General features: G+C 52.0%; 19 protein-coding genes. 7 read left to right on the top strand and 12 right to left on the bottom strand.

Annotation, left to right across the window (positions count from 1 at the left end; all coding sequences use genetic code 11):
* Positions 1 to 245 precede the first annotated feature (245 nt).
* The gene (locus tag MKX64_RS23345) at positions 246 to 1,538 is read left to right on the top strand and encodes an MFS transporter (protein WP_330163957.1); all 1,293 of its coding nucleotides are present in this window, start codon (positions 246 to 248) and stop codon (positions 1,536 to 1,538) included.
* A 56-nt stretch (positions 1,539 to 1,594) separates the two neighbouring features.
* Here MKX64_RS23345 and MKX64_RS23350 read toward each other — a convergent pair whose 3' ends face one another.
* The 3 genes from MKX64_RS23350 to MKX64_RS23360 all read right to left on the bottom strand — a co-directional run bounded on the left by MKX64_RS23350 (position 1,595) and on the right by MKX64_RS23360 (position 4,396).
* Entirely contained in the window at positions 1,595 to 1,786 is a 192-nt protein-coding gene (locus tag MKX64_RS23350) for a hypothetical protein (RefSeq protein ID WP_095263714.1), read from the bottom strand.
* 91 nt (positions 1,787 to 1,877) lie between these two features.
* Entirely contained in the window at positions 1,878 to 3,020 is a 1,143-nt protein-coding gene (locus MKX64_RS23355; RefSeq protein ID WP_095263713.1) for a glycosyltransferase family 4 protein, read from the bottom strand.
* A gap of 44 nt (positions 3,021 to 3,064) precedes the next feature.
* Positions 3,065 to 4,396 carry a UDP-glucose dehydrogenase family protein gene (locus tag MKX64_RS23360; RefSeq protein ID WP_095263768.1) on the bottom strand — a complete coding sequence of 444 codons (1,332 nt, stop codon included), beginning with the start codon at positions 4,394 to 4,396 and terminating at the stop codon, positions 3,065 to 3,067.
* A gap of 369 nt (positions 4,397 to 4,765) precedes the next feature.
* Here MKX64_RS23360 and MKX64_RS23365 point away from each other — a divergent pair, with 369 nt between their 5' ends.
* The 3 genes from MKX64_RS23365 to MKX64_RS23375 all read left to right on the top strand — a co-directional run bounded on the left by MKX64_RS23365 (position 4,766) and on the right by MKX64_RS23375 (position 6,286).
* Positions 4,766 to 5,128, top strand: a complete 363-nt coding sequence (locus MKX64_RS23365) for a PadR family transcriptional regulator (RefSeq protein WP_095263712.1) — start codon at positions 4,766 to 4,768, stop codon at positions 5,126 to 5,128.
* The gene (locus MKX64_RS23370; RefSeq protein WP_095263711.1) at positions 5,094 to 5,771 is read left to right on the top strand and encodes a DUF1129 family protein; all 678 of its coding nucleotides are present in this window, start codon (positions 5,094 to 5,096) and stop codon (positions 5,769 to 5,771) included. Before MKX64_RS23365 ends, MKX64_RS23370 begins: the two co-directional genes overlap by 35 nt.
* 71 nt (positions 5,772 to 5,842) lie before the next feature.
* Complete coding sequence (locus MKX64_RS23375; RefSeq protein ID WP_095263710.1) at positions 5,843 to 6,286, top strand: hypothetical protein; 444 nt, start codon at positions 5,843 to 5,845, stop codon at positions 6,284 to 6,286.
* A gap of 74 nt (positions 6,287 to 6,360) precedes the next feature.
* Here the strand turns inward: MKX64_RS23375 and MKX64_RS23380 are convergent, their stop codons facing one another.
* Entirely contained in the window at positions 6,361 to 6,657 is a 297-nt protein-coding gene (locus tag MKX64_RS23380) for a nitroreductase family protein (protein WP_141235845.1), read from the bottom strand.
* A gap of 152 nt (positions 6,658 to 6,809) precedes the next feature.
* A complete protein-coding gene (locus tag MKX64_RS23385; protein ID WP_095263709.1) occupies positions 6,810 to 7,838 on the bottom strand; it encodes a nitroreductase family protein in 1,029 nt (342 codons plus the stop codon).
* A 423-nt stretch (positions 7,839 to 8,261) separates the two neighbouring features.
* Here MKX64_RS23385 and MKX64_RS23390 point away from each other — a divergent pair, with 423 nt between their 5' ends.
* Positions 8,262 to 8,762, top strand: coding sequence for a MarR family transcriptional regulator (locus MKX64_RS23390; RefSeq protein ID WP_095263708.1), 501 nt, complete (start codon positions 8,262 to 8,264; stop codon positions 8,760 to 8,762).
* 21 nt (positions 8,763 to 8,783) lie between these two features.
* Here MKX64_RS23390 and MKX64_RS23395 read toward each other — a convergent pair whose 3' ends face one another.
* From MKX64_RS23395 to MKX64_RS23405, 3 genes are all read right to left on the bottom strand, one after another.
* Positions 8,784 to 9,713, bottom strand: a complete 930-nt coding sequence (locus MKX64_RS23395; RefSeq protein WP_095263707.1) for an alcohol dehydrogenase catalytic domain-containing protein — start codon at positions 9,711 to 9,713, stop codon at positions 8,784 to 8,786.
* A gap of 255 nt (positions 9,714 to 9,968) precedes the next feature.
* A complete protein-coding gene (locus MKX64_RS23400) occupies positions 9,969 to 10,691 on the bottom strand; it encodes an amino acid ABC transporter ATP-binding protein (RefSeq protein ID WP_095263705.1) in 723 nt (240 codons plus the stop codon).
* Positions 10,678 to 12,120, bottom strand: coding sequence for an ABC transporter substrate-binding protein/permease (locus MKX64_RS23405; RefSeq protein ID WP_155617802.1), 1,443 nt, complete (start codon positions 12,118 to 12,120; stop codon positions 10,678 to 10,680). Before MKX64_RS23405 ends, MKX64_RS23400 begins: the two co-directional genes overlap by 14 nt.
* A gap of 354 nt (positions 12,121 to 12,474) precedes the next feature.
* Here MKX64_RS23405 and MKX64_RS23410 point away from each other — a divergent pair, with 354 nt between their 5' ends.
* Complete coding sequence (locus MKX64_RS23410; RefSeq protein WP_095263703.1) at positions 12,475 to 14,226, top strand: alpha-glycosidase; 1,752 nt, start codon at positions 12,475 to 12,477, stop codon at positions 14,224 to 14,226.
* A gap of 187 nt (positions 14,227 to 14,413) precedes the next feature.
* Here the strand turns inward: MKX64_RS23410 and glgA are convergent, their stop codons facing one another.
* Positions 14,414 to 15,850 carry a glycogen synthase GlgA gene (gene glgA, locus MKX64_RS23415; protein WP_095263767.1) on the bottom strand — a complete coding sequence of 479 codons (1,437 nt, stop codon included), beginning with the start codon at positions 15,848 to 15,850 and terminating at the stop codon, positions 14,414 to 14,416.
* Between the two features lie 52 nt (positions 15,851 to 15,902).
* Positions 15,903 to 17,879, bottom strand: coding sequence for a 1,4-alpha-glucan branching protein GlgB (glgB, locus tag MKX64_RS23420; RefSeq protein ID WP_341037622.1), 1,977 nt, complete (start codon positions 17,877 to 17,879; stop codon positions 15,903 to 15,905).
* A 217-nt stretch (positions 17,880 to 18,096) separates the two neighbouring features.
* Here glgB and MKX64_RS23425 point away from each other — a divergent pair, with 217 nt between their 5' ends.
* The gene (locus MKX64_RS23425) at positions 18,097 to 19,311 is read left to right on the top strand and encodes a glucose-1-phosphate adenylyltransferase (RefSeq protein ID WP_095263701.1); all 1,215 of its coding nucleotides are present in this window, start codon (positions 18,097 to 18,099) and stop codon (positions 19,309 to 19,311) included.
* Positions 19,312 to 19,402: 91 nt separating this feature from the next.
* Here MKX64_RS23425 and MKX64_RS23430 read toward each other — a convergent pair whose 3' ends face one another.
* Positions 19,403 to 20,863 carry a sensor histidine kinase gene (locus MKX64_RS23430; RefSeq protein WP_095263700.1) on the bottom strand — a complete coding sequence of 487 codons (1,461 nt, stop codon included), beginning with the start codon at positions 20,861 to 20,863 and terminating at the stop codon, positions 19,403 to 19,405.
* Positions 20,860 to 21,558 (bottom strand): response regulator transcription factor, encoded by a 699-nt coding sequence (locus tag MKX64_RS23435; protein WP_095263699.1) that lies wholly within the window; start codon positions 21,556 to 21,558, stop codon positions 20,860 to 20,862. The genes MKX64_RS23430 and MKX64_RS23435 overlap by 4 nt, the downstream gene beginning before the upstream one ends.
* Positions 21,559 to 21,560 lie beyond the last annotated feature (2 nt).

The raw sequence follows: 21,560 nt of genomic DNA on the forward strand, positions 1-21,560 counted from the left end.
TCTGCCGGCGTTCATGTAAACCACGTGTAAATATATGTAAAGTCGGAGTAAAATTTATCCAGCCTATCTATACTTCTTCTATAGTCTAACGTAGACTACTAGTAAGGATTTTGCATAATCGGTGAAGACGTCTCCTATTCGCAAGAAGTAATACATAGAATAAACAAGATTCACGGGTTGGTTTATCATACCGGGAGGCGCCCAACCGAATGTTGCATCATCCGGATCAAAAGGAGGAGTATACCGTGAGCAAATTCACCAAAGCGGAAAAAAGCTGGATGATGTATGACTGGGCCGATTCAGCTTATTTTCTCATTATCGTGACCGCTATCTTCCCGATCTATTACAAGGAAGTGGCTGACAACGCTGGCGTCCTGGGCGCCAACTCGACCGCCTATCTGGGCTACACCATTTCAATCGCCACCTTTATCCTGGCGCTGCTCGGACCGATCCTTGGCACCATTGCCGATTACAAAGGCATGAAGGACAAGTTTTTCACCTTCTTTTTTGTCATCGGTGTCATTTCAACGCTAGCTCTGTTTTTTGTCCCGGATGACAACTGGCTTCTCTTATTGATCATTTATACGCTCACAACCCTGGGCGCACGCGGAGCCAACGTATTCTACGATGCCTACATCGTGGACGTCACCTCGAGGGACCGACTGGATGAGCTGTCTGCCAGAGGTTATGCGCTCGGCTATATCGGCAGTACGATTCCGTTCATCGTATGTATTGCCATTATCCTCACAGCCCAGATGGGGATCATTCCGCTGTCCACGTCGGCAGCAAGCCGGACGACCTTCCTGATTACTGCCATCTGGTGGCTCGCCTTCACGATCCCGATGCTAAGAAACGTCAAGCAGCAATACGGGGTTCAGCGTGAACCGAGAGTTGTTGTCAACAGCTTCAAGCGCCTTGCGCAGACCTTTAAGGAGATCCGGCAATACCGGACTATCTTCCTGTTTTTGATCGCCTATTTCTTTTACATTGACGGCGTGGGAACCATTATCTCCATGTCCACCGCCTACGGTACCGATTTGGGGTTAAGTGCGACAGACCTGATCATTGCGCTACTGGCCGTACAGATTGTGGCAGCCCCATTCTCAATCGTATACGGGAAGCTGGCCAACCGATTCGGCGTCAAAAAGATGCTGTATACCGGCATTGTCATTTACATGATCGTATGCGTGTATGCCATGTTCTTGAAGACGATTGCAGACTTCTGGATATTGGCGATGCTTGTGGCGACATCCCAAGGCGGTATTCAAGCACTCAGCCGCTCTTACTTCGCCCACATTGTACCTAAGGAAAAATCCAATGAATTCTTCGGCTTCTACACCATCTTCGGCAGATTTGCCGCTGTATCCGGCCCATTCCTTGTCGGTGTGATCACACAGCTGACCGGAAGCTCCGCCTTTGGCGTAGCGAGCTTGATTGTACTGTTCGCGATCGGGCTTGTCGTGCTGATGTTTGTCCCTTGGACAGCAGCGCGTAGTGCGACTGCGGATCTCGACAACACGCTGGAAAAAAGCCTCTGATTCATACTCGCTATTATACAAAGCTGGCGTCGATGCTCTATCGGTGCCGGCTTTTTTCATGCCCCTGAAGCGGCGGACAGCCTCTCCCCTCCCTGCATAATCGGCAAGGTGCCTGTGGAAGAACCGCCGATCTCCTGATCAGGCTCCGCTCGGCTGCAACGCTGAAACGGACTGCGCCGGCGGTCCACGAATGACAACAGGAACAGAGCCATCCGCGAGACGTTCGGATCATGAAGGTTATCCTCCATGATCCCGTCCTGGGATGGCTCTGTTCATTAGGTAACAAGGGGAGAGCAAGGATCAAGCCTGCCCTCCCTGTTCCTCTCCCTGTGCAGCGTCCTAAGCCGAAATTTCCTGCTTCCGGTTGGCAATTTGCAAGAAGCTGTTGATGAGTTTGTCGAAAATTTCATTCCATGACAATGTCAAGGCAAATGCCCGGGATTTCTCCGCAAAGGTGCGGCGGAGGCTTTCCTGCTCCAGCAGCAGGCTCGTATAGTTGGCGAAAGATTCCGTATGCTTCGCTTCACATAAGAAACCGTTCACGCCATGTGTGACCAAATGCTGCACGCCTCCCGCCTTGGCCCCGATCACCGGCAAGCCCGACGACTGGGCCTCCAGCACAACGTTCCCGAAGGTCTCAGTCGGGGAAGGAAACAGGAACAGATCAGCCGAGGCATATACCTTGGACAAGGCTTCCCCTTCCAGAAAACCGGTCCAAGTAATTTGCGGGTGCTCCTTGGCCGACAGCGTCTGGAACAACGGACCGTTGCCCACGATCAAGAGATGCGTCTCCTGCTTAACATGCTCTGGCAAAGCATGGAACGTCTCCAGCACAATATGCACATCTTTCTCGGGCGCTACCCGCCCTACGTAGAGCAGGATGTTTTTCTCCTTGATATTGTATATCTCCCTGACGCTCCGCGATTGTTTGGCCGGTGAATAAAAGTGGTGGTTCACTCCCCTGCCCCAGATGTCGATGGAAGGATGGAAATTCCGGCTTAGCAGCTTCTCGCGTGTGCTCTCCGAAGGCACATAAACCCGATCGAAGGGCTGGTGAAACCACTGTAGATACTTCCAGATCCACTTGGTCAGAAACGTAGCGTGATAATAGGCCAAATAATCATCAAAGTGCGTGTGATAGGACGCAACCATCGGAATTTGATGTTTCTTCCCATAATGGAGACCGAACAGGCCCAAGTTAAAAGGCGTTGCAACATGTATCAAGGTCGGCTTGAACTCATCGAGCGTCTGCCGAATGTGAATCGGGTTCGGAATCGCCAAGCGGCAATCCGGATACAGCAGAAACGGGATGCTCATAAACCGTTCAATATGAGGCACCTTCGGTACTGGAGTTCGACCTTCCGGGACGAATAAGCGATACGCAATGCCTTTCGTATCCAGATAATTGGTGTAGCGCTTCAGCGTGCGGGCTACCCCATTCACCTCCGGGGCATATGTGTCTGAAAAAATCGCGATTCGCATCTTTTCACTCCTTTTATCCGTGATCGCATCATTGCCTGCTGTCCTCATGAATGCAACAGGTGACTCGGCTGCCGCTCATTGACGGCAGGGCGGCCAATGGAGTAATACTCCACCCCTGCCCGTTCAGCTTCCGCTAAAGCGTAGCAATTGCGCCCATCAAAGATAATCGTTTCCTTCAACGTCTCCTGGTTATATTGAAGTAGTGGAAAACTACGGATTTCATCCCATTCCGTAACGATAATGCTCGCTTCCGCCCAGTCCAGCGCCTCCTTCATGCTGCCTGCAAACCGTGCGCTTTCGAGAACCGGATTTCCTTTGGCCTGATTCACGATCGGATCATACACGATGAGCGAGGCGCCAGCCTTAAGCAGCTCCTTCATCATGACTAGCGATACAGCCTCCCGGATGTCATCGGTATTCGGTTTGAAGCTGAGGCCAAGGATAGCCACCCGAAGATTGCGCAGGGAGGAGAATCGCTGTTTCAATTTATCCAGCACCACATATGGGCGCTGCTCATTCACTATACTTACAGCCCGCAGCAGCTGCAGCTCGGACTGCGCAGACTCTGCCATATGCAGCAGCGCTCTGATATCCTTCGGAAAACAAGAGCCGCCATAACCAAGGCCCGCCTGTAAAAATGGTGAACCGATCCGCCGATCAAGCCCCATTCCATGGGCGACTGCATCCACATTGGCCCCCAGCTTCTCGCATAAATTCGCCATCTCGTTAATGTAGCTGATCTTCGTTGCCAGAAAAGCATTCGAGGCGTATTTAATCAGCTCCGCGCTTCGAGGATCGGTGCGAAAGACCGGCGTTCCAAACGGCTTGTGCAGCTCGGTAACGATGTCTGCGGCGCGGTCGCTGTCCGCACCAATGACGATCCGGTCCCCGTGATAGATATCGTGAATCGCCGAGCCTTCCCGCAGAAATTCAGGGTTGGATACGATGTCAAACGGGCAGTTTGTGTGCTGCTGAACCATCGCTCGCACCTGTTCATTCGTTCCGACCGGCACGGTGCTTTTGACCACAATGACGGTGTACTGCTCAATCGCTTTGGCGACTTCGAGCACCGCCTGCTCGATGTAGCTCACATCCACAGCTCCGTCCGGCCTGGATGGCGTTCCGACCGCTATACAGATGACATCCCGAAAGCGATATGCGTCTGTCGTGTCGGTGGTAAAGCGAAGACGCCCATTCTGTAAGTTGCGAACCATCAGCTGCTGGAGTCCAGGCTCGTAGAACGGCACTTCTCCCCTGCTAAGCTTCATGATTTTCGCGCTGTCGACATCTGTACAAATAACTTCATGACCGATCTCTGCGAAGGTCACGCCGGTCACTAAACCAACATAGCCAGTTCCAACCACGGTTATTTGCATGCGGCCCTCCTCCATTTCATTCAGGACTTGATGGATGCCATCCATCCTCCTGGTCGCCCTTTGCGTTTAGTGTATCAAGCGAATATTAAGGGACTGTACGGCTTTCATAAAATTTATAAATCCCGGCTTTAACTAAAATTTTACGAATGTTGGAAATTTATTTGATATAAACATGAGATCCATATTCCTACTTGAAATACAATCCGCATTTTGTTAAAGTAGACACAAGCTACTTTGCGATGCAAGGTAGCTGTTCACGAACCAGCTACCTGGTTATGCAAGTTACTTGGGAGGGCTCATGCCCCCGATGAAGGCCAGAGTGCCTTTTTATTTTCGCCACTATATGGTTATACAAGGTAGGTGAATAAGTTGTCGGTGCGAAGCCAGTTATTAAAGGGCATTCTGGAAGGGTGCATTCTCGCTGTCATATCCAAGGAAACGATATATGGCTATGAACTGACGATGAAACTCCGGGATATGCGGATCGAGGTTAGCGAAGGCTCGATTTATCCGATATTGCTACGTCTGCAGAAGGAACAGCTGATTGTTGGCGAGATGCGAGAATCGCCCAGCGGGCCCAACCGGAAGTATTACACTTTGACAGATAAAGGCGAAGAAGCGCTGCAACAATTTAGGATGCATTGGGATGCGCTCAAAGGCCCTGTCGATGAACTGATGCAAAAAGGAGGAGGAGCACATGCACACCAAAGATCTGATCGAGGAAAACAATAGAAAGCGCGAGCTGCTGAACGAGGAGAACGAAAAGTATTATACCGGCCTGCTGATCTACATTCGGACTTCATTTAATAGGTCTGAGCAAGAGACCGAAGAAATTCTGATGGAGGTGCTGGACCATCTGCTCGAAGCGCAGCAGAATGGCCGTACGGCAGAGGAAGTGTTCGGCAATGACCCGAAGGCGTATGCCCAGGAAATTGTCGGCGAACTCCCGACAGCCCTGCCCAAGGAAATGTTGAAGCTGGTGGCCATCGGCGGCTTTACCTTTCTCGGTATCTTTTTCTTTACCACCGGGCTGCTATCGACCATTCTTGGCTACGGCTTCAATCTGGGGAAATCGGTGTATGAGTTCCACACGGGAAGCTTGGCGGTAGGCGTCATTGCTTCGCTTCTTCTGGGCTGTCTATTTATTTACGGGCTGTTCGCATACATTCGCTGGTCCGCGTTTCGCAAGATCCATAAATGGAAGGAAATCGCCATCGCCTTCCTCGTTGGCGGGGGTGCATTCGGTCTGTTCGTTGCCGGCCTTTACTTCATGCCTTCATTCGGAACTCCGCGTGTCGTGATTCCTGTATACTGGTTAATAGGAATTGGTGCTGTACTCTATGGGGCTGGCCAGTGGCTAACGAAGAAGAAATGAGCGGCCTTAGCCGCCTTCTACCCAATGAAACAGCCACTCATCATGATCCATAATGGAAAGGAGCCGCAGAGATGAGCTTATACGTCCGTCCGATGATCAAGATCAGCGCCGCTGCCATTTCATCTGTGCTAACCAGTGCCGGGCTGGCATGGTACAGTTACACGCCGCCGGATGAAAGGGCGGCCGAGGTTGCATATTATTCCTTTGGAGGTATGTTTGCGATTCTGTTCCCCCCTGCCTTCTTCCTGTTCTTTATCTTTGGCGCCATTGTATCCTTATGGCTCGATCAGCGCATGAAAGGATATGCCAGGTGGACCGGTGTGAAGAAGGCGATTGTGATGATTTTCTCGTATGCAGTGATCGGCTTGATTGGGGGCCTGGCCGTTTCCCTTTCAATCTCGCAGTTCGGTTTCATGTATTACGGGATTCCAGGCGCGCTGCTGTTTTTGGCGGTGCAGAGCCTGCTGCAGGCAGGAGCAGCCAAGATAACGAGCAAGACTAACCCTCGTCACTGAGCCGGGCGGCAAGCCCCTGCATCGAAATGCAGGGGCTGTGCGCACCGTTATTCCTTTCACTTGCCCTGCTGTAATTACATGATCGCATTCCGATGCATGATCCGCTCTACAGGGTGCCGTACCGTCGGATGGCCGTCCTTTATGCCTTTACCAATAGCGATCAGCATGACATCCAAATAGCGGTCCGAAATATTTAACACCTCTTTCAATTTCCCCGAATCGAAGCCGGACATCGTGATTGTGTCTACCCCCGCTTCCTTGGCCAGCATAACAATTAACGCCGAAGCCTCCACCACCTGTTGTTGATGGTAAGCGCCCGGCAGAAACGCCGCTCGAAGTTTCGGGTCGTCAATGATGAGATATCGGGTCAAAGGGCTGGAGCCCGATCATCACATCCCGTGCGATCACTCCTAGGCTTGCCAGAAAGAAACTACCCGCTCCGTCCTTCACACGGATGGAGGAGCGGGGCAGCTTGAGAAGCACAACGCTTGATGGGCAGCAGTTGCCCGGGAAGGTCAACCGATCAGCGATAGGAGATGCGTAAGTCAGTAGCCTCGGCTCCGGATATCGTCTCACCTTCTCCCCCAAGCTCCAGCACCGCAACAATTCGCTCCTGCGGCAATACTCCCAGCCGCTTGCACCACAGCTCATCATATGTCCATGCCGGGATGCTGCGCCGTACCGGCCATTGCCTGTACTTGGCCAGCAATTGAAAGTTCTGAATCAAGCAGCACACGGCTGCGTAGTCCTCTTCCTGTTTGTGCAGATCCGCTTCCTCTTTCGCCACCACGACCAGGAACGCCTCCGCGTTGCTTGCGGAAGATGCTCGCCATTCGGCGGCTGTATCGCCTTCGCTCACATAGATAAAGCGCCACGGCTCTCGCATCCCATCGTTCGGCGCCCATACCGCCTCATTCAACACCTCCAGTACCGCTGCCGAGGAGATCCGGGCTTGATTCGCTCGAACGGCCGACCCTCTCATTCCCCCGCCGATTTCGGTCCATTTCTTCTCCGCGGGTGTTCTTCTCCGGGCTCTCGGTATTTTGTCAAAGTAACCCATGTTCAAGATGCCAGCCAACCTTTCCCCGTCCTGCAAACCGATCTCCTTGTAAAAAGACGCGCCATATACCATTGGATCCGTGTACCAGAACATGCCGAGCCCCTGCTCCCAGCCGAGCAATTGAAGGTTCTGCATGATGCTGCATACCGCGGCATAATGTTCATCTCGCGCCCGTTCATTCTCCCCCGGCTCCGCAATAAAGATCAGCTGAACAGGAACATCCATCGCTTGTTTGGTGATCATATCGACCATTTTCGCCGGAATAAGTTTGCCAAGACCGCTTTCCCTCACTTTAGCGACCATGCTCTCAGCAAGCCTGAGGCGGGATGCTTCTGTCCCGTAATAGATGCAGCGCCAGCAAGGTGCCGCCCCCTCGGCTTCGTATAAGCTCGCCGCCTCCTTCAGTAACGAGATGACGAGCTCTTGCGCGACCGGCGTCTCATTGTATTTCCGAATGGATCTTCGTTCCTTTATCGTTATGGCTGCAACCATTCCTGACCCCTCCTTCATCACATTGTTACGTAGTAAACAAAATAGATAATCATCATGACGGCATAAAACGGATGATCCCCTATATAAAAGCGTCGATGAAAACAGCGTTGAATCAACCTATAATCGAGGCTTCCCCTTTCCAGTCCTAGGTCCCTTCTCTGTTTTTGTTTATAAGTAAACTATAATACTGTCAATGATCACGTGTCAAATCATTTTCCGGGTTGGTCATATCTGTGGGAATACAGCACCAGTAATTCAAAAGTCTTATAAAAAAAGGACCGTTTGATGATCACAGGAGGTTTAGCAAGCGAAATTGAGTGTTCAACTTGATTGTGATATATTAGTTTACATCCAAACAATACAAGAGCAGACGGAGTGGACGAGCCCTCCGCTCTTTACTTCTAATAAAAGGAGCCCAGCCCCATGAGCGCACCTGAAGGAATCAAGCGTTTGCTGTATGAACGTTTTCTCCATTTCACACATATCACCGATCCCATTTCCGCTGTCGAAATTGAGGAGTTTGCTGATCTTGCAAGGCAGCATGGGATCAGCTCATATCCAAGCAACGTCACAAGCGTCCACGTCCTGGACTGCATCGGCAACCATGAGCCGATCAACAATACGAATATTGCAGAGAAGATGAATTTATCCAAGGCCAGCATTACGAAGATCTGCACCCATCTGCTTAAGGAAGGATTTATTAAGCGAAGTCAATTGAAGGACAACAAGAAAGAGGTGTACTACAGCCTGACCCCGAAGGGAAGGCACATTTATGAAGTCCATGCGATCCTGCACCAGATGATGGAACAACGGTTTATCGAATCCATGGACTCTTTTTCGGAATCAGAGCTTCAAGCAGTGATCAAATTTCTCCAGTTCATGATCGACCATCATAAAGACGGCTTCATGAAAGGAAGCCAATAAGCGTAGCTGCGGAACGGCCGATCAATACTCTACCAGCACCTTTAACGGATGCTGGGTTCCATTGCCCAGCGCTTCAAAACACGGAATAAGCTGCTGGCTGCTGATTTTCATTTCATACAGGTCACGCAGCGTGGAATCATGCAACTTGAAATTGGCAAAATACCACTCGGCATGCTTTTGATAATCCCAGCCATCACTTGAACCGACAATTCGCAGCTCCTTCTCATAAAACGCCGGCTGCAACACAAATTCATCTCGATTTCCGTCGGACAGAATACAAATATGCCCCTCCTTCACCAACGCTCGCTGCAGCGTGGCAAAAGCGCGGTTGTAGGCCGAACATTCGAAGCCATAATCATACCGATCCGCAAGACATTCCTCCGGATCATGGAACACATTGGACGCCCCCAATCGAGCCGCCATCCTTCCTCTGGAACGATTCGGCTCCAGGACATCGACATGCCGGACATTCTGATATGCCTTCAGGAAATGAAGGGTTAATAGCCCCATCGTTCCCATGCCGGTAATCAGCACGCGATCATTCTCTTTAGGCTGAAGTTTCAGCACGCCCTTGGCGGCGTCGCACGACAATATGACGAGCAATGCATCGGCAGCCTCAATGCCTGGCGGCACGCGGATGGCTTTGTGCTCCTTCACCCTTTCATAATCTTTATGGCCGTAGAAGGCGACGACGCGGTCGCCAACGTTTAGCGAACGGACCGCTTCGCCAACCGCGATCACTTCACCGTAGCTTTCATATCCCGTCTCTTTCGGATAGCTGGATTGCGAATCCACGGCATGATGCCCCCGATATTGTGCGATTTCCGCTCCGATGCTGATGGACCCGGCCATCGTTTTAACGAGCACCTCGTCCTTCGAAAGCTCAGGCAATGGCTTACGCATCCACTGCAGTTTTCCCGCTTCAAGCAGTACAAGCCTTTGTTGCTCCATGTTTCCAGCCGCCCTTCGGTTATGTATTCGTCGTAGCGTGGCCCCTTCGTACTTGCCCGCTCCTAGCCGTTTCAATCCCCACCTCGCGCTTACCTACAACTTGCACGCACAGATACTTACACCACTCTAATTCGACATAAACCAACAACCTCCTGCCAATGACAGGAATGAAGCCAATAACATAAAAGCGGTATATCAGCTGACTTTCCAGCTCATATACCGCCATCCGAGCATGCTTCACGAATTACTGTTTCCTTACAGCACCTTGCTCAAAAACTCCTGCGTCCGCGGATGTTGCGGCTGGCCGAACAATGCCTCCGGCTCGCCTTCTTCGACGATTTTGCCACCATCCATAAACAGGATGCGATCGCCAACCTCGCGCGCAAAGCCCATTTCATGCGTGACGATCACCATCGTCATCCCGCCCTCAGCCAGCTTCTTCATAACCTCAAGCACCTCGCCCACCATTTCCGGATCCAGTGCTGATGTAGGCTCATCGAACAGCATGACATGCGGCTGCATCGCCAGCGCACGCGCAATCGCAATCCGCTGCTTCTGTCCACCGGACAGCTGCGATGGATAGGCGTCCTTCTTGTCCAGAAGGCCTACCCGTTTCAGCAGATCCTCGGCAATCACGACCGCGTCCTGGCGGCTCGTGCCCTTCACCTGCATCGGCGCCAGCGTAATGTTGTCCAGCACGCTTTTATGCGGGAACAGATTGAACTGCTGAAACACCATGCCCATTTTCTCGCGCGTCGCATTGATGTTGTGATTTTTGGCGGTAATCAGCTCGCCTTCGAACATAATCTCCCCGCTCGTCGGCTGCTCAAGCAGGTTCAGGCAGCGCAGAAACGTACTTTTTCCCGAACCGCTCGGACCGATCACAACGACAACTTCCCCCTGGGCGATTTCAACATCGATCCCTTTCAAAATATCCAGCTTGCCAAACGATTTATGGAGATTTTTAACGGTTATCACTTGCGCTCAACTTCCTTTCCCAGACACCGAGCAGCTTCGAAAGCACGAATGTCAGAATAAAGTAGATCATAGCGGCCACCAGCAGCGGATTTAGAGGCGCAAAGGTCGAACCGCGCAGGATCTGGGCCTGATACATAATGTCATATACCCCGATAAAGGATACAATCGAAGATTCCTTAATGATGACAACAAATTCGTTGCCGATTGCCGGCAGTATGCCCTTGATCGCCTGCGGCAGTACAATATGGCGCATCGCCTGCCGTTTCGTCATGCCGAGCGAGCGGGCCGCTTCCAGCTGACCGCGGTCTACGCCCTGAATACCTGCCCGGAAGATTTCCGCGAGATAGGCGGCACTGTTCAAGGACAGGGTAAGGATACCGGACTGGATTGGCGTAAAGGTAATGTTGAATGCCGATAGGCTGTAATGGATAATGAACAGCTGCACCAGCATCGGTGTGCCGCGCACAACTTCTATATAGGTAGTCGCAAGCAGCTTCACGACTTTCACCTTCGACATGCGCATCAGGGCGATGAACAGCCCGAGGATGAAACCGAACACAACGCCGAGTGCAGAGATCAGCAATGTGAACTGAATACCCTTCATATAATAGTCGCGGTATTTCCAGAAGAACTCGAACATATTCAGACTGTCCTTGGTCCGTCCGGCCGCGAGGTCACTGGCCTCATCGACAAATTTCTCAATGAGGTTGTCTTTCTTCAGCCGTTCCAGTGTCTGATTGATGCTGCTGAGCAGCTCATGGTTGCCTTTGCGGACACCGATCGCATATTCATCATTCTCGGCCGTCGGCTTGGCGTCCGTGATGACCATCGTTTCTTCGTTCATATTCGTTCTGGCAATCGGATACTCGGCTAGAACCGCATCCACCCGGCCCGATTCCAGCTGCAGCAGCAGATCCGGAATTTTATCCAGCGCCACGACGTTCGCCCCGGGAATCCCCTTGGCGATGTTCTCCTGGATCGAGGACTTCTGCACACCGATGCGCGCCCCTTCCAGTCCTTCCATCGTGTTGTACAGATGCTCCTCGCCTTTGCGGACGATGACCGATTGCTCAGCGGCATAATACGGGTCGGAGAAGTCGATGCTTCTTCTTCGCTCTTCGGTCGGGTTCATCCCCGAGATGACAAAATCCACCCGGCCGCTTGTCAGCTCCGGAAGCAGCGCGTCAAAGGACGTGTCCTTGATAATCAGCTCTGCACCAAGGTCCTTGGCAATTTCCTTCGCAATTTCGATGTCAAAGCCTACAATCGTATCGACACCGTCAATCTCTTTATGAAATTCGTAGGGTGCATAGTCTGCGCTTGTTCCAAGGATGATCGTTTTCTTCTCACCCTCCGCTTGGACGATACTGCCCATCATCAGCAGCACGGCCATGAACAAGGTCAGCCCTATTGTCAGTTTGTTTCTCATATGTGCTACCTTCTCCTCTTAAAATATATTGCATCAGGACTTAACATGATCCTTACCTAAAAATCACAACTGGGCTATTATAAAACAGGATGCATGATTATGCAATGTAAGTCGCTCACTTTTCATAATCTTTCATAAAAAGTACATTTTTTGGGGAGTGCATATTCCGCTCCGGTCCGTTTCATCTTATGGAGAGCAGCAGCGCGTCTCGTCTAGAAGAGTTGCAGCACGCCTTACGAAATAGCTGAGCTAGTCAAGTTATTCGTTCCTCTGATTCTTAATCCGGTCGCTCGGTTATTTAATAGTCAAATCAGGATTTTGCAAAGTCCTGCAACACATCAGGAGGTGCAAGCCATGCTGCTTGAAGCGCTATATCATGTTCCTAGAGATAAATGGGCCTATGCCTATGATCCCGCTACCATTCATCTGCGGGTCCGTACCAGGAAGAACGACGTGGACTCCGTGGTTGCCATGACCGGTGACAAGTATGATTGGGAGCGAACCTACTTCGAGATTACGATGGAGAAAGCCGCCTCTGATGAAATGTTTGATTATTGGGAGTGCGCCGTTCGCCCCAAATACAAACGGTTATCCTACGGCTTCCGCATCCATGATGGCAAGGATACCGTATATATGGTCGACAGCGGCATCACATGGGATTATCCGCATCCTCCGGCCGGTTACTTCGAGTTCCCCTACATACATGAAATTGATGTATTCAAGGTGCCGGAGTGGGCCAAGGAAGCGGTATTCTACCAGATTATGACCGAGCGTTTCGCCAATGGCGATCCTGACAACGATCCGCCAGGCACGGAGGAATGGGGCGGGCAGCCTGCAGTCGACAACTATTTCGGAGGCGATCTGCAAGGGGTGCTTGATCATCTTGACGATCTGGTGGAGCTTGGCATCAACGCGATATACTTCACGCCTCTCTTCCGCTCTCCGTCCAACCATAAATACGACACCGTTGATTACAAACAGGTTGACCCACATTTCGGCGACAATGAGCTGCTGAAGCAGGTGGTCGACGCTTGCCATGAAAGAGGCATACGGGTCATGCTTGATGCGGTGTTCAATCACTGCAGCGAACAGTTCCCTCCGTTCCAGGATGTGCTGAAGCATGGGGAACAATCCAAATATGCGGACTGGTTTCATGTGAACAAATTCCCTTGTGAAGTGAAGGATGGCATCCCTACCTATGATACGTTCGGCTTCTTTGGCAATATGCCCAAATTTAATACGGCCAATCCGGAAGTGAAGGAGTACCTGCTGGACGTAGCGGAATATTGGATCAAGGAGATCAAGCTGGACGGCTGGCGGCTCGATGTTGCCAACGAGATTGATCATCATTTCTGGCGGGAGTTTCGGCAAATTGTCAAGAGCGCCAACCCCGACGCCTACATCGTGGGCGAAGTGTGGTCCGACTCCCTGAACTGGCTGCTCGGCGACCAATTCGATTCGGTCATGAACTATCCGTTCGCCGACAAGGTGCTCGAATTCTTCAATGGCAATATGGACGGACTGGCCTTCGCCAATCAGATCGGCGGGCTGCTGATGCGTTATCCGCAGCAGACGAATGAAGTCGTATTTAACCTGCTGTGCAGCCATGACACCCCAAGGCTGCTCACCCGGCTTGGCGAGGACAAGCGGCGGATGAAGCTGTCGGTGGTGTTCCTGTTCACCTTTATGGGCACGCCGTGTATATTCTACGGCGATGAAGTCGGGCTGTCGGGCGATGGCGATCCGGACTGCAGACAGTGCATGGAGTGGGACCCGGAGAAGCAGGATCTGGATCTGTACGATTTTTACCGGATGATGATCAGCCTGCGCAAGAACTTCCCGGCGCTGCGTCAAGGCCGCTTCCGCTTCCTCCAGGCGAACCGGAACGATCCATCCATCGTCTATGAGCGGGCGGATGACCAGTATCACTTCATTATCTGGATGAACAACAGCGAAGAGAAGCGCACCTTGTCCCATCCCATTGTAACGACCGATTGGTATGATGCTCTCCTGGATGAGCCGGTCAAGCCTGTGGACGGCACGATGCACATTGAACTGGAGCCATACGGATATCGCATCCTTTGCCGCAAGCTGAAGTCCAGCTGATTCCCCTTCACAGCTGTGTATAGGTACAAAAATTAAATGAACTGAGACTTCCCAAAAGTAATCTTCAGACCTTTCTTGACGAAGCACGCCCCGATGATTTCTGCCTGAGCAGGAGTCACCGGGGCGTTATTCTTATCGTTTAGAGGACAATCGCTGTATTATCGCTTAAGTCCCATTGTCCCTTCTGTCACGATATGCTGTGTACACGGCGGTAAATATCCACATACTGCCCCGCCGATACGAGCCAGCTGTAATCGCCGTTCATCGCGTTTTTGCTTACTTTCCGCCAATGCTCCGGCTGGCGGTAGAACGAGGCGGCACGGCGGATCGTATACATCATGTCATGCGCGTTGTACGCGGCAAACGTGAAGCCGTTCCCTTCGCCGGTAAATTCGTTATACGGCTGCACCGTATCGTTCAGGCCGCCCGTCTCTCTTACGATCGGGACGCTGCCATAACGCATCGCAATCAATTGACTGATGCCGCATGGCTCGAATTTGGAAGGCATCAGGAACAGATCGCTGCCGGCATAGAAGCGACGGGATAATCCTTCGCTGAACCGAATTTGGGCGGACATTTTGTTCGGATACCGATTGGCTGCTTCCCTGAACCAGTGCTCATACGAAGGATCGCCCGTGCCAAGCACCACGAACTGAATGTCATCATAATACAGCAGCTCGTCAAGGACGCGGATGACCAGTTCCAGCCCTTTCGAATCGACAAGGCGGGAGACCATCGCCATCATCGGCACATGGGGAGCGACCGGCAGATTCAGCTCCTGCTGAAGCTCGATTTTGTTCTGCATTTTTTTATCCAGACTGCTCCGGTACTTCACGGCAATATGCGGATCACGGTTCGGATTATAGCTCTTCGTATCAATACCGTTCACAATCCCGCTCAGCCTTTCGCCCTGCGCGGACAGCAGGCCGTCGAGGCCGTAGCCGTAATAGGCGGTTTGGATTTCCCGTGCATAAGTCGGACTGACGGTTGTCACATGATCGGCGTAGACGATGCCCGCTTTCATAAAGTTCAGATTACCGTAATACTCCACGCCTTCCGCATGGAAATGGCGGCTGTGAATCCCGAGCAGGTCCACAAGCACCTCGTACGGATAAACCCCCTGATACAGAAGGTTATGTATCGTAAATACGGTTTTAATCTCAGCATAATAAGGATCATGGCGGTATCCATCATGCAGCAGCAGCGGAATCATAGCCGTATGCCAATCATGACAATGCAGCACATCCGGCTTCAGGCCGATAACCGGCAGCAGGTCCAGAATCGCCCGGTTCAGGAAGGAGAATCGTTCGCCGTCATCCATGTAGCCATAGATACCATCTCGCCCGAAGTAATATTCATTGTCTACAAAATAGACCGGCACCCCTTCCCAAATGATCCGGCTGACTCCGCAGTACTGCTGTCTCCAGCCGACCTGCACCTTGGTCTCGCCAATAAACTCCATTTGGCTTCGATATTCCTCCGGAATTCCCCGGTACTTCGGCACGATAACGCTGACGTCCACCCCAGCTTCCTGGAGCGCTTTGGGCAGTGCGCCGATCACATCGGCCAGACCGCCCGTTTTAATAAACGGCACACACTCCGAAGCGGCAAACAACACCTTCATATTATCTTTGGATTCAGACATGCTCTCTTCTCCCTCCGTCCATTTCATTGGATTACAGTCGTTTAATTTTCTCTGTCTGTGATGAAGCTTGACGTGCCGCAGACCGTTTAGCGCTGCTGCGCCGCTGCGGGCTCTTCTTCTTCAGCATGACAATGCTAAGCGGCGGAAGTGCAATTTCCACGCTGCATGGCTGATCGTGCCATGACAGCTTCTCTGTATGCAGCGGTTTCGGGTTCAGCATCCCTTCCCCGCCATAATCGTGGTGATCGGAATTCAGCACCTCGACATATTCCCCTGTGCGCGGCATGCCAATCCGGTACCGCTCATAAGCATGCGGCTGGAAATTGATGACCACAATCAGCGTGTCACCGGCTCGTTTCCCTTTCCTCATATATATAATCACGCCCTGCTCCGCATTATCTGCGTTGATCCACTGGAAGCCTTCCCAGCTGTGATCCAGCTCCCATAAGGCGCGCTCCTGCTGATACAGCTTATTCAGCGCCGCGGTATAGGCAAGCTGCCGGCGATGGCTGTCATAATCGAGCAGAAACCAATCCAGCTGATCCTGGTCCTTCCACTCGATGAACTGACCGAATTCAGCGCCCATGAAGGTCAGCTTTTTGCCTGGCTGCGTAATCTGGTACCCAAGCAGCAGACGTAATCCGGCAAATTTCTGCTCATAGGTGCCGGGCATCTTGTTCAAGAGCGAGCGTTTGCCGTGAACGACCTCATCATGGGACAGCGGAAGCGCGAAATTTTCCGAGTAGGCGTAACACATCGGGAACGTCAGCAGGTGATGCTTCTCATGCCGGGCCCCGAAATCAAGCTCCATATACTTCAGCGTATCGTTCATCCAGCCCATGTTCCATTTGTAGTTGAAGCCCAGACCGCCCTCATGCGACGGAGCCGTCACGCCGGGCCAGGCGCTCGATTCCTCGGCCATCATCAAGGCGTTCGGGTAATAATGAAACACCGTTTTGTTCAACGTTTGCAGAAAGGCGACCGCTTCCGTATTGTCAAGACCTCCCTGCGCGTTTCGGCTGTACTGTTCTTCTCTTTTCTCAAAATCAAGCCGGATCATGCTCGTTACCGCATCCACCCGCAGACCGTCAATATGATACATTTCCATCCAGAATATGGCGTTTGAGACGAGGAATGAGACCACTTCAGGCTTGGAATAATCAAAAGAAAGCGTTCCCCAGCCCGGCTTTTCTGCCTTTAACGGATCTGCGTATTCATACAGCGGCGAACCATCAAACAAGCGGAGTCCGTGCGCATCCTTGGCAAAGTGGGCAGGCACCCAGTCCAGAATCACCCCGATGCCGACTTGATGGAGACGGTCGACCAGATACATGAAGTCATGCGGGCTGCCATAGCGGCTTGTCACGGCATACAGACCGGTTTCCTGATAGCCCCAGGACAGATCGTAAGGATGCTCGGCAAGCGGCATCAATTCTACATGGGTGTAATTCATCTCCAGCACATAAGGCACCAGCAAATCAGCCAGCTCACGATATGTATAAAAGGAGCCGTCCGCCTTCTGACGCCATGTGCCGACATGCAGCTCGTAGATGTTCATCGGTTTGGCATAAGGAGCTCTTCGCTTGCGCCGCCACGCGGCATCGTTCCAGTTGTACCCGCTTAGATCTGTCACGACAGACGCGGTATTCGGTCTCACTTCGGCGTGAAAAGCATACGGATCTGCCTTCAGGAAGGACGCCCCATGCTGGTCGGTGATGTGATATTTGTACAAATTCCCAGCCTGAAGCCCCGGAAAAAAACGACTCCAGATCCCGGATTGGGGCATCCTATATAACGTGTCTTGCGAGCCGTCCCAACCGTTCCAGTCCCCTGCGACCCCGACCTGCCTTGCGCAGGGGGCCCAGACGGTAAAGCGTACTCCCTCTTCTCCGTTTTCCCTTGCAGGGTGTGCGCCCATCCAGCGATAGCTGTGAAATGAAGTTCCTTCATGGAATAAGTACACTTGTTCAGGAGTTATGCTTCCTTCCCTGACTTCTTGAGCATTCAATATTTATCACCTGCTTCGGCATAAAATTACAGTTATTAATGCTATTAACCCATTTTAACCAGCTTGAAAATAACAAAACATCTTTTGCTTCCCATCTCACGAAACACCAATACAGCAGTGTAAATTTTCATTTCAATATTTCAATATAATCGTTTCAAACCCCGAGCATGTCGGTTATGTAAGTATCAACGTTGAAAAAAATTGGGAGGGAAACGTGATGAAGAGAAAAGACTGCATCGCTATGCTTCTGGCCGGAGGTGAAGGCAAGAGATTGGCACCTCTGACCTCTAAGCTGGCAAAACCTGCTGTACCTTTCGGCGGGCATTACCGGATTATCGATTTTCCTCTCAGCAATTGCGTGAATTCCGGCATTGACACGGTGGGAGTATTAACGCAATATGAGGCAGATTCACTGCACAGACATATCGGGGAAGGCGATCCTTGGGGTCTGACACGCAGCGGCAGAGACGGGATTTCACTGCTGCCTTCGTATGACACAGACCAGAAGGAATATCTTGGTACGGCAGATGCTATTTATAAAAATATGAAATATATCGATGAACAGAATCCGGAGCATGTGCTCGTGTTGTCCGGAGATCACATTTACCATATGGATTACAGGCAGATGCTTGATAATCATAAGAACAGCGGGGCATCGGCCACCATTTCGGTGATGGAAGTGCCATGGGAGGATGCGAGCCGATTCGGTGTCATGAGTGTGGATGATTCCCTGACGATTACCGAATTCGCCGAGAAGCCGGCAGAGCCGAAGAGCAACCTTGCCTCGATGGGCATATACTTGTTCCGGTGGGATTACTTGAAGCGATATTTGATGGAGGATGCGCAAGATCCGCAGTCCAGCCATGATTTCGGGAAGGATGTCATTCCGAAAATGCTGGCGGGCAACGAGCCTCTTCTCGCCTACCGCTTCCAGGGCTACTGGCGTGATGTCGGTACCGTTCAGAGCTTGTGGGAGGCCCACATGGACGTCCTGAGAGGACGTGAGCTTGTGCTGGAACGTCAGGATTGGCCGATGTTCACACGTCCATGGCTGACCAGAGCGACGGCGGCCCGCGCCAGAATGACGGATTATGCCGACTGCCTCATCCACGATCAATGCACCTTTGAAGGCAAAGCCAAAAGCTCGGTCATCTTCTGCGGTGCCGAGATCGGCAAATATTCCTTGGTGAAGGACAGCGTCGTTATGCCAAACGCCAAAATCGGCAAGGCTGCTCACATCGAGCATGCCATTATCGGCGAAGGCGCTGTGATCAAGGATGGCGCGGTTGTGCAGGGATCACCCGGCCATGTTGTCGTGGTTGGTCCATACGAGACCGTGCTGCCGAAACCGACCGTGCGCACACAGCCTGCGCGTCTGCTGCAGGATGTTTACGAGAAAGGACGGCTTCGCGCCAACGTATCTTCTTCTTGATTCAAATGAATACGAAAGGGGCATCCCAAGGTGTTGTGTCAGCCTGGGATGCCCCTTTTTCTCATGATGGGAGAGCTTATGCTATTGTTGTTCACGCGAGCGGATGATGCGGATTCATGGCCTCTGCCCCGAATTCAGCATCTTCGCTCTGCGCCCCGGGAGGTTCACCCTCCGGCAGCGGCAGGCGAACCATCACCGAGGTTCCTTCGCCGAGGACGCTCTCCATCTCCATCGAGCCGTGGTGGAGCTCCACCAGCTGCTGTGTAATCGCCAGTCCCAGCCCTGTACCGCCATTAAGCGGATTGACCTGGAAGAAGCGATCCTTCACGCGCCGGAGATGCTCCTCGGAGATGCCAATGCCTTGGTCGCGCACCGTCACGGTCACAAACTTCTCCTCCATCGTGAAGGATAGCGTGATGACGCCGTTCTCGTGGGAGAATTTGACCGCATTGTCGACGATATTGAGGAAAATCTGCTTCAACCGGTTGGCGTCGCCGTGTATGACCGGCTTTTCCTCCGATTCGAGCAATATTTTGACCCCTTTCTGCTCGGCCTTGGCCCACAGGTTCAGTATAATCTCCTGCAGCAGCTCCTTGAGATTGACGCTGCTCATGACAAGCTTCATCTCGTTCTGCTGCAGCTTCGCGAAGTCCAGCAGCTCCTCCACAAGACCGATCAGCCGGTCCGTTTCCTTCGTGATGATCTGCATCCCCAGCTTCGTTTCCTCTGGGTCGTAGCCGCCCACATTCAACGTCTCGCTCCACCCTTTAATACTTGTGAGCGGGGTTCTAAGCTCGTGGGAGATCGATGAGATAAAGTCATCCTTCACCTGATTGCTTCGCACGATTTCCTGTGCCATATAGTTCAGCGTCGAGGAGAGTTCTCCCAGTTCATAGCGATAATCGCCCTTGATGCGAACATCGAATTTCCCCTTCGCCATCTGGGCGGAGACGGTCGTTATATTGTTGATCGGCTTCACAATCGAATTCGCCAGACCGATGCTGAAAGCCAGCACCGTGGCCAGTACTGCCGCACCGATGCTGATCGCAAATAGCGTGATGTTCATCAGCTTGTTGTTCATTTTCTCCAGCGAGGTGACATAGCGAAGCACATATTGATCCTCCCCGCCCTGAACGAGCTGGGACACCGCCATCACGATCTGCCCCGTACCCGGATCTCGCCCCACCCACCGGCTGGTGTCCCCTGCCAGCGCTTGGGTGAAATCACTGGACGCAATCGTCTGCTGAGTGTCAAAGCCGGTCGAAGTGGTCAGCACCCGGCCGGATGTATTCACGATTTGAAGCTCGGTATTATCCAGATCGAAATGTCTCAGCATTTCTCCCAGCTGATTCACGTTATCCGAATTCGGCAGCCGGAACGGCTGATAGAAGTCGTTGGCCAGCCGAATATGGTTTTGGATATGATTGTATACCGTATCATAATAGTATGTTCGTATCGCGATGAGAAAGATAATCTCAACCAGCAGCAGCGCCATAAACACTACCAGAAAATAGTGCAGCACAATCTGCCGCTTTATGCCTTTTTTGATCATTGTCCCTGACCCTTCCATTTATAGCCGTGTCCCCATACCGTCTGGAGAAATTCCGGCTCGGAAGGATTTTCTTCGATTTTTTGACGCAACCGTCGGATGTTCACATCCACAATTTTGGGATCGCCCATATATTCCTTGCCCCACACATGGTCGAGCAGCACATCCCGGCTAAGCGGCGTATTTTCTTTCTCGAAAAAGAACTGAACGAGCGAAAACTCGGTTGGCGTCAGCTCGATCAGCTTTCCGTTCTTCTTGAACTGCTTGGTGATCAGATCCAGCGAGAACGGTCCGGACTGGAAGGATACTTTCGCGGCTCCGGCCCGCTGCACATTGACCCGGCGCAGCAGCGACTGGATGCGCGCGATCAGCTCGGTCGGGCTGAACGGCTTGCTGACATGGTCGTCAGCGCCAACGGACAGCGCATAGACTTTATCCTGCTCCTGCACCTTGGCGGTCAAGAAGATGATGCCGAGCCGTTCGTTCGTTTCCCGAATTCTGCGGCACACTTCAAATCCGTCAATGCCCGGCACCATAACGTCCAGGAGTGCAATGTCGATATCCGGCGTTGACTGCAGCATCGACAGCGCTTCGTTGCCGTTGCCGGTCTCCAGCACATCAAAGCCGTTGCGCTTCAGATTGATGACTATAAAACTGCGAATCGATTCTTCGTCTTCAAGGATGAGCACTTTACTCAAGA

Source organism: Paenibacillus sp. FSL M8-0334 (assembly GCF_038000405.1).
Classification (GTDB): domain Bacteria; phylum Bacillota; class Bacilli; order Paenibacillales; family Paenibacillaceae; genus Paenibacillus_AQ; species Paenibacillus_AQ campinasensis.